Annotated in this window: 8 protein-coding genes and 3 pseudogenes; 6 read left to right on the top strand and 5 right to left on the bottom strand. The window is 41.7% G+C overall.

Features of this window, described 5'->3' with window-relative positions; translation table 11 throughout:
• Together PWP39_RS09060 and PWP39_RS09065 are read left to right on the top strand one after the other, a co-directional pair.
• Window positions 1-90, top strand: a pseudogene (locus tag PWP39_RS09060) (IS6 family transposase); the annotation flags it as partial.
• An 82-nt stretch (window positions 91-172) separates the two neighbouring features.
• Entirely contained in the window at window positions 173-649 is a 477-nt protein-coding gene (locus tag PWP39_RS09065; RefSeq protein WP_288073505.1) for a pyruvoyl-dependent arginine decarboxylase, read from the top strand.
• Here PWP39_RS09065 and PWP39_RS09070 read toward each other — a convergent pair.
• On the bottom strand, window positions 633-1,418 hold the full coding sequence (locus PWP39_RS09070) for a tRNA lysidine(34) synthetase (protein WP_288073507.1): 786 nt from the start codon (window positions 1,416-1,418) through the stop codon (window positions 633-635). The genes PWP39_RS09065 and PWP39_RS09070 overlap by 17 nt on opposite strands.
• A gap of 345 nt (window positions 1,419-1,763) precedes the next feature.
• Window positions 1,764-2,915 (bottom strand): inositol-3-phosphate synthase, encoded by a 1,152-nt coding sequence (locus PWP39_RS09075; RefSeq protein WP_288073513.1) that lies wholly within the window; start codon window positions 2,913-2,915, stop codon window positions 1,764-1,766.
• A 217-nt stretch (window positions 2,916-3,132) separates the two neighbouring features.
• Between PWP39_RS09075 and PWP39_RS09080 the strand changes: the two genes are divergently transcribed.
• The 4 genes from PWP39_RS09080 to PWP39_RS09095 all read left to right on the top strand — a co-directional run bounded on the left by PWP39_RS09080 (window position 3,133) and on the right by PWP39_RS09095 (window position 8,135).
• Window positions 3,133-6,021, top strand: a complete 2,889-nt coding sequence (locus PWP39_RS09080) for an intein-containing RtcB family protein (protein WP_288073508.1) — start codon at window positions 3,133-3,135, stop codon at window positions 6,019-6,021.
• Window positions 6,022-6,090: 69 nt separating this feature from the next.
• Window positions 6,091-7,491, top strand: a complete 1,401-nt coding sequence (locus tag PWP39_RS09085; RefSeq protein WP_288073509.1) for a hypothetical protein — start codon at window positions 6,091-6,093, stop codon at window positions 7,489-7,491.
• A complete protein-coding gene (locus PWP39_RS09090; RefSeq protein ID WP_288073511.1) occupies window positions 7,484-7,834 on the top strand; it encodes a ribonuclease P protein component 4 in 351 nt (116 codons plus the stop codon). The genes PWP39_RS09085 and PWP39_RS09090 overlap by 8 nt, the downstream gene beginning before the upstream one ends.
• 58 nt (window positions 7,835-7,892) lie before the next feature.
• Window positions 7,893-8,135 carry a hypothetical protein gene (locus PWP39_RS09095; RefSeq protein ID WP_288073512.1) on the top strand — a complete coding sequence of 81 codons (243 nt, stop codon included), beginning with the start codon at window positions 7,893-7,895 and terminating at the stop codon, window positions 8,133-8,135.
• Here the strand turns inward: PWP39_RS09095 and PWP39_RS09100 are convergent.
• The 3 genes and pseudogenes from PWP39_RS09100 to PWP39_RS09110 form a co-directional block, all read right to left on the bottom strand.
• Window positions 8,129-8,374: a hypothetical protein gene (locus PWP39_RS09100; RefSeq protein ID WP_288073514.1), complete on the bottom strand. Its 246-nt coding sequence runs from the start codon at window positions 8,372-8,374 to the stop codon at window positions 8,129-8,131. The genes PWP39_RS09095 and PWP39_RS09100 overlap by 7 nt on opposite strands.
• Window positions 8,374-8,748 (bottom strand): annotated as a pseudogene (locus PWP39_RS09105) (nucleotide-binding protein); the annotation flags it as partial. The pseudogene PWP39_RS09105 and the gene PWP39_RS09100, both read right to left, overlap by 1 nt.
• Window positions 8,749-8,754: 6 nt before the next feature.
• Window positions 8,755-8,842, bottom strand: a pseudogene (locus PWP39_RS09110) (IS6 family transposase); the annotation flags it as partial.

The raw sequence follows: 8,842 nt of genomic DNA on the forward strand, positions 1-8,842 counted from the left end.
TATAATTTTGTTAGGTTTCATTCTCGGTTTGGTTGTCCGCCTGGTGATGTGACTGAGTGGCTTCAAGAGGTGATGCCCCAGTTATCCTGACAGTATCCCCTCTCACTTACGAAAACTTTAAAAGATAATAAATTTGGTATCCGCTTAATGAGAGAATATAGGAGGGAGGAGAATGAGCTGGATAACTCCTAAAAAGGCCATAATGCTTGCAGCGGCAGCTGAAGGAGGGACAAAGCTTAATGCCTTTGATAATGCTCTGTTAAAGATGGGAATTGGAAATGTAAACCTTATAAAGCTCAGCAGTGTTATACCGGCCCACATAGAGTGGCTAGATGAGTTGCCAAAGAACATTCCTATAGGAATATTGCTCCCAACAGTCTATGCTCATATAGAGAGCGATGAACCTGGTTCAACAATAAGTGCAGCTTTGGGTGTTGGAATCAGTGAAGGAAATGAAGGTGGACTAATCTATGAATACTCTGGATACTGCAAGAAGGAAGAGGCTGAAGAAATGGTCAAGAAGATGGTGGAGGAGGGCTTTAGGATTAGAGGATGGAAACTCAAAGAGATAAAGGTAGTTTCTGCTGAGATAACAGTTAAGGACAAGCCAGCAGCTGCGGTTGCTGCAGTTGTCATGTTTCCATACTAGCAAGGATTTTTCTTACCTCCTCTATTACCTCATTATTGCACTCCCAACACATAATTTCAAAGCTGGGAACTCTTACACTAATCCTCACTTTTCTCTTTCTTGCTATTTTGCTCACTTCATAATTTACCTTGAATGCTAAATCCATGAGCTCTGGAGTTATCCTTTCATCCTCATCAATGTATTGGAGAGGACACCCTTCTCGCCACTGCCTTCTTCTTCCATGTTCATACATTCTGTAGGGTTTTATCTTAGCTTCATCTGCAAGTTTCTGAATAAAATCAGCCTTATACTTTATTAACGGTCTGAATATAGGTATTCCAATTTTTGGAATTTCGCAGAGTCTTATATCTCCTGAACACTGGTCTAAAAGAGTTCCAATTATTTTATCATTTGCATTATCTCCCTTTGCTAAGTAGAAGAAGTCGTTGTTGAGTGCAAACCATTTGGCATTTTCTAGCATTACCTTTTTGCAGTGTATGCAGATTGGCCCTTTTCTCCCTACGGCCCTTCTTAATAGGGCATCAGTAATATCTACGAAGTAATGTTCAATATCAAGGGATTTTGTAAATTTCATTCCCCATCTCAAAACTTCTGGCCAGCTCCACTTGTGGAAAAAGGTTAGGGCTGAAACGTTAAACCCAGCCTTTTTTAAGATGTAAAGAGTAACACTTGAGTCTATCCCACCAGAATATAATACAAGCACTTTCTTATTTATAATTCCAGCTTTTTCACCAAATTCTCTCACATCTTTTATTACCTGCTCTATCATGATTTTCGCTATGTTGAGACATAATTAAAGGATTTCGGGGGCCATTTGAACTGTCGGCCCCCTGGGGGTCCCGACGTCATCGCAACCCAAGTACTCGTCGGGCATTATAATCTTTCCATTTGGATTTTATCTCGTTTTCGCTTTAATCAGTATGACTTATCTACCCTGAAGGGCGAGGTTTTTAGAGAAAAATATAACTTGGGCTTTACATTTTGTAGATCTCCGACCTCCCAGGAGTGTAACTAATTTTTACAAATTTCTAGAGCTTCTAGAATTTGACGTGTATTTAAGTGAATGAAAAAAATATGTTCATCATCCAATTTAATTTTAATGAAAGAAAAGAGATCAGAGGTATCTTGGAGGTAGTCCAGCCCACTGCCTGAGCTTCTCGTAGGCTATTATTCTTGGGATATTCTTTGCATCTTTTGGTCCTGGGTTCTTCATGTAGAACGCGTTAACCGGATATACTGTTCCAAACTCTTTTCTGTCAACTGCAATCTTTCCTAATCTAGCCAAATCGACGAGCAATCCTGCCAATGCTGGACTGTCGTTTATTCTTCCTGTAATAACAAGTTCGTCTCTAGCTCCGTTGAAGCTTATGTATTCAATGTGCATTGCAATGAACTTCTTGTCTCCTAGAGGTTCAAGGTAACCAGTTGGCTTGATGAAATGCGGAGCTTCATAGCCCAGAATGTCTTTAACTACACTTGACTTGGTGTATTCCTTGCTCTTATTTCTCTCTTTGTCGGTTAAGGCCAGAAAGTCTGTGTTACCCCCAATGTTAAACTGAGCTATGTCGAGTACATATCTATTTCTCTGGGCTAAATGGCTTAGGATATCAGCAGTTAGTGGCGTGGCTCCAGTAGCTCCGTCGTCACCAAATATTACTAGGTTGCTTTCCTTTGCTAGCTCAATGAATGCTGGGTCATTAGCTATTAAGGTTGGTATTGCGTTTACGAACGCTGCTCCTCCAACTTCCTTTGCATATTGGGCAGCTGCATATGCATAGGCTTGTGTAGCGGTTAGCCTATCCTTGTTGTTCTCTTTTATTGCCTTCTCAAGTTCCTCTAACTTTCCAAACGGTATGAAGGCTTCTGTAGTTGGGACGTTTATAATCACATCCACTTTCTTTTCTTTCCATTCTTCAACGAGTCTCTCTATTGCCTCTTTTAATGTCATTTCATCTTCGAGTCCAGTGGCCTCTATTGGAAGATTCCTTAAGCTCCTGAGGTGGATTCCTTTCCTTACGAATACTTCTTGTAGGCTTTCTGGAATGTGTCCTTTCCAGTATCTTTGGACGATCTCTGACAACGGTAGGCCAATTTTTGTTTTGTCGACATCATAAGAAGCCACTATCTTTATGTCTTCAACCTTTATTGGTAACTCGTTTGCAAGTGGAATGCCATAGTATCCAAGATCTCCCTCCTTAATTCTTTCCAGCCCAACTACAAAAATACTTGCAACATACCCTTGGCCTACAATTGCTACCCTAACCATCATTCCTCACCCTCCTTTTTTGCTAAAATTGTTGTAAATTTCTCATACAAACAACTTATAGATAAAAGCCTAGTAGGAACATAATTGGAGCATCATCTCTTGAAGCAATCCAGTTCCTTTTTAAGTAACTTTGGTTTATAAAATTTTGGTGACTTTAAATAACATCAAACCGCTGACCTTTTAAGTAACTTTTGTGATTATTCTAAGGGTGGGGGTCATGGCAATACCCCTAAAGAGAATTGACAAAATTAGATGGGAAATTCCAAAGTTCGATAAGAGAATGAGAGTTCCTGGTAGAGTCTATGCAGATGATGTATTAATTGAAAAGATGAGGCAAGACAGGACATTGGAGCAGGCCGCAAACGTTGCAATGCTTCCTGGGATATATAAGTACTCAATTGTAATGCCTGATGGTCACCAGGGTTATGGATTCCCAATTGGCGGTGTAGCAGCCTTCGATATTAAAGAGGGAGTAATAAGTCCTGGTGGAATAGGATACGACATTAACTGCCTTGCTCCTGGCTCAAGAGTTCTAACGGAGCATGGTTATTGGGTTAAAGTTGAGGAACTGCCTGAGAAGTTCAAGCTCCAAGGAGTCAAGGTCTACAACCTCGACGAGGGACACAACGACGCCTCGGAGATAGCCTTCGTGGCCGAGAGAGAGGTTGAAGAGAACGAAATGGCCGTGAGGATAACAACCGAGAGCGGGAAGGTCATAGAGGGCAGTGAGGATCATCCAGTTCTGACGCCTCAGGGATACGTTTACCTTGGGAATATCAAGGAAGGTGACCTGGTGATAGTTTACCCCTTCGAGGGCGTGGAATACGAGGAAAGAAAGGGCGTTATTCTCGATGAGAAAGCATTCGAAGGCGAAGATCCCCAGGTTCTGAAGTTCCTCCGCGAGAAAAATCTGATTCCGCTTCGCTGGGATGATCCAAAGATTGGAACGATAGCTAGGATTCTTGGCTTTGCTTTTGGGGATGGACACCTGGGCGAGATGGCCGGGAGGCTGACCCTCTCCTTCTACGGGAAGGAGGAGACGCTTAAGGAACTCAAAAAAGACCTTGAGAGGCTTGGAATAAGCGCGAATCTCTACGTTCGCGAGCGGGACTACAGCATCGAGACCACCAACGGACGCTATAAGGGTAAGAGCGTCTCTGCGGAACTCCGGGTTGTGTCGAGAAGCTTCGCACTACTCCTCGAAAAGCTTGGAATGCCGAGGGGCAAGAAGACTGAAAAAGCCTACCGCGTTCCCAAGTGGATAATGGAGGCCCCCCTCTGGATCAAGAGAAACTTCTTAGCTGGACTCTTCGCAGCTGATGGAAGTATAGTGGAGTTCAAGGGCAACACCCCGCTCCCGATAAACCTCACCCAATCAAAGGATGAGGAACTTTCTGAAAGCCTCATCGAGTTCCTCGGAGACGTTGCAAAGCTCCTGGCGGAGTTCGGCATAAGGACGACCATTTACGAAGTTAAATCAAGGAAAGGGGTAACTTACAGACTCTCGATAGTGGGTGAGGAGAGCATTAAGACCTTTGTTGAGAGAATAAACTACGAGTACGATCTTGAGAAAAAGGTCAAGGGCTTAATTGCGGCCGCCTACCTCAAGCTCAAGGAGCGCGTTAAGGAGGAACGCAGAAAGGCTATAGAGAAGGCAATGGAAGTGTACAAGAGAACTGGGAGCGTGAAGAAGGCTCATGAAGCAGTTAGAGACGTTGTAAACAGGCGCTTCGTTGAGAGGAACATCTACGAAGGTTACAGAGAGCCACGGGTTCCAAAGAACTTCCCGACCTTTGAGGAGTTCGCCAAAGAGAGGGGCTACGAAGGCGGCTTTGTTGCAGAGAGGGTCGTTAAAGTCGAAAGGGTTAAGCCAAGCTACACTAAATTCTACGACGTCGGCGTCTACCACGAGGCCCACAACTTCATAGCCAATGGCCTCGTCGTTCACAACTGTGGCGTCAGGCTTATCAGAACCAACCTCACCGAAAAGGAAGTTAGGCCAAAAATTAAGCAACTCGTTGATACACTCTTCAAGAATGTTCCCTCCGGTGTAGGTAGCCAAGGAAAGGTCAGGCTTCACTGGACTCAGATTGATGATGTCTTGGTTGATGGAGCAAAGTGGGCCGTTGATAATGGCTATGGATGGGAAAAGGACCTTGAGAGGTTAGAAGAAGGAGGTAGAATGGAAGGAGCTAATCCAGATGCAGTAAGTCAGAAGGCTAAGCAGAGAGGAGCTCCTCAGTTGGGATCTTTAGGTTCTGGAAATCACTTCCTCGAAGTTCAAGTTGTAGATAAGATATTTGATGAAGAAATAGCAAAAGCCTATGGATTATTTGAAGGACAAGTTGTTGTGATGGTTCACACTGGATCAAGAGGGTTGGGCCACCAAGTTGCGAGTGATTATCTCAGAATAATGGAGAGGGCTATAAGAAAGTATGGCATACCTTGGCCGGACAGGGAATTGGTTAGCGTCCCATTCCAAAGCGAGGAAGGACAAAAATATTTCTCAGCAATGAAAGCTGCTGCAAACTTTGCTTGGGCTAACAGGCAGATGATTACTCACTGGGTTAGAGAGAGCTTCCAGGAAGTGTTCAGACAAGATCCAGAGGGAGACTTAGGAATGGAAGTTGTGTACGACGTAGCTCACAACATAGGTAAGGTTGAAGAGCATGAGGTAGATGGAAAGAAAGTCAAGGTCATCGTCCACAGGAAAGGTGCTACAAGAGCTTTCCCACCTGGGCATGAGGCTATTCCAAAGATATATAGAGATGTAGGACAACCAGTTCTAATTCCAGGTTCAATGGGAACTGCAAGCTATGTTCTAGCTGGAACTGAGGGAGCTATGGCTGAGACTTTTGGAAGCACGTGCCACGGAGCTGGGAGAGTTCTTAGTAGAGCTGCAGCAACTAGACAATACAGAGGAGATAGAATAAGGGAAGAGTTACTAAGGAGAGGAATTTACGTTAGGGCAGCAAGTATGAGGGTGGTTGCGGAGGAAGCTCCAGGGGCTTACAAGAATGTAGATAATGTAGTTGAGGTTGTAAGTGAAGCCGGAATAGCTAAGCTAGTGGCAAGATTGAAACCAATAGGAGTGGCAAAAGGATGATGTTCTATGACTTTCCCTTTTCTCTATATCCCTTCATTAACACCTGAAAAAAGGATAAAGAGATTTTTGATGGAAATTAGAGAAGATTATGTATCCTTAAGAGGCTTCATTATTCTAAGAAAACCTCCTTGTAATGTTCCATTTAAATACGTTGAGTATATCCTGTCTCCTTTAGCGCCCAGTGAAATTAGCAAGTCTAAGCTTAAAGCCTACGCCGTTGTTAGAATTACAGAAAAGACTAAGATAACGGGAAGACTATATAGTGGGGGTTATGTAAAGGTTGAGGGACGTGTGGAACCGTATCCTTGTGGTAATATGAGGGTTATAATAGCTGACTCAATAGTTACTGAAGATTTCTCAAAATATTGGGCTCTGGAGGAGTACTCTATCTCCCCTAAAGAAATTAGGAGAGTCATTAGCTCAACTCTTTATGCAAGTGCTGAACTCCAAGATTCGTTTTTGTATTCTCTCTTTGGTGCTCCATATATAATGAAAAATCCGCTAAATTGGAGGGAGGGGTATAACTTATTTGTTATGAAAAACAATGAGAGAATTGTAAGGTCCCTCTTTGAGTTTTTTAAGGGGTTCACCGAGTTACTCCCAAGAGAGCTGCGAGTTGAAAGAGAAGACAAATGGATGTTTACAGATGAATTTTTAGATATTGATCTTAAAGTTTTTAATCCAAATAATACTGACATAAGGTACTATGCTCCCAAAAATATTAGAAATGTCCTCCCTAACTGGCTCAAAGGTAAGTTTGAAAGGAAAGAATTTGTCTATTTTATTCCCAGAAAATCGAAACCAGACATAAGGGATTATTATGCAAAGTACTCAGAAACTCCTTTTATTTTATACGAACCAATAGAATTTGAGTTCTCTGAACTAAGAGACTATCTTCCGAACATTCTTGCAACAGTGTTTTGGAGGAGGACTACCCTTCCAACGTTGAATCCCTTCTCGGAGGAAATTAAAATATTTAGGGAGCTTTTTGAATACTGGCTTTGGAAAAATAGGAATGAATACGGGGAAATTATAGATGCTCTTCTTGTTAAAGATAGTCTCTTCAACCTAAACAGGAGGTACTTGTTATCTTTAAATGTGCTTGGTTCTATATCGAGATTAATTGGAAAGATAGAAAAGAGGCATATGAACTTAGTTCTTAACATAGAGCAGGAAATCTTAGATACTTGGATTAATGAAGTTCCAAAAGATGAAATAATGACTCTTCTAGATGAATACAAGAAAACATATTTAGGAGAGGATAGGGTGTTACCAAAAGCTCTCCAAGTTATACTTGACCTATCTTCCACTTCCGTTGATGGGTTAATTAGTAGGGAGGAGATAATGAAAACTCTCTTAAGGTTGGGTTTCACGGAAACCAAAGCTAAGGAGAGCATAGAAAAACTAGTTGCTAATGGCTATATATATGAGCCGGTTTCTGGGTTTTACAAGGTGGTGAAGAGTGGCTAAATACAATGAGAAAAAAGAAAAAAGGAAAATTGCCAAAGAAAGAATTAATATATTATTTAGCTTAGCTGAGAGAGTTTTTCCTTACTCTCCTGAATTAGCAAAGAGATATGTTGAGTTGGCCCTACTAGTTCAACAAAAAGCTACGGTTAGAATTCCTAGGAAGTGGAAAAGAAGGTACTGCAAAAAGTGCCATGCATTCCTTGTTCCAGGAGTTAATGCCAGAGTTAGGCTTAGGCAAAAAAGAATGCCTCATGTAGTTGTTAAATGCTTAGAATGTGGTCATATCATGAGATATCCCTATATAAAGGAAATAAAAAAGAGAAGAAGAAAAAATATAGAATAAAAAAGGGTCGAAATTCTTAAATACGGCCTATAAATTATAGTAAATAATGGTGAGAAAAATGGTGGTGAGATTAGGATATCAAGATGCCATTGTTATTATAGATGGGGAAAAGGTATATGCCTTCGATGGACGACTATTAGAGGCTTCATTAGAAGAAGTCCTAAAGTATGTTGAATATGGAGAAGGTGTTATACCCGAGCCCTTGAAGAAATTTGCCAAAGATATTAGGGATGCGCTCTACTCAATACAAGCTCCTATTAATAAAGAATATAAAACAAAAGTTGAGGTTCAAACCTATTGAAGCCCCTTTATTTCCTCTTCTAGAGACTTCTCTAGTTGTCTCTCCCATTCAGTGACGTCAAACTCTTCGAGTTCTGATTCTAAGTCTTCTTTGAGGTGAAGAACACGCCTCTTAAGTTGGCTCTTTGTTTCCTCGTCATACACTATATAGTAGGGGGTTCTCCTTGCTGAAACGTACAGCATTATGAACACTATATTCAGAACTAATGAGACTAGAACTATAATCCACAGAGGATTCATCATCTCTTCCCTCCTCCAAACAATGCTTTAAAGATTCTCTTAACTGGACTCTCTGGTTCAGGAGGTGTCCACTTAATCCCCGCGAGCTTTGCGGCTATCTGCTTATACGCTATTGCAGCGGGACTTGTGGGATTCTTTATTACAAGTGGTACTCCATAAGCTGATGCTCTTTTTACTTCGGGGTCCTCTGGCACAATGCCTATTACTGGCACTTCTAGGATTGCTTCTATCTCTTCTCTTGATAGCTCAGTTTTTTCGTTAGTGACCCTATTTAGGATTACTCCAAGGGGAAGTGTTCCAAGTTTTTCTGCTACTAGCTTTGTCTTTAGGGAATCAGTTATTGCCGATATCTCAGGGTTTGTTACGACTATAAGATACTGTCAGGATAACTGGGGCATCACCTCTTGAAGCCACTCAGTCACATCACCAGGCGGACAACCAAACCGAGAATGAAACCTAACAAAATTA

The sequence above is a fragment of the Pyrococcus sp. genome, assembly GCF_030153625.1.
Classification (GTDB): Archaea; Methanobacteriota_B; Thermococci; order Thermococcales; family Thermococcaceae; genus Pyrococcus; species Pyrococcus furiosus.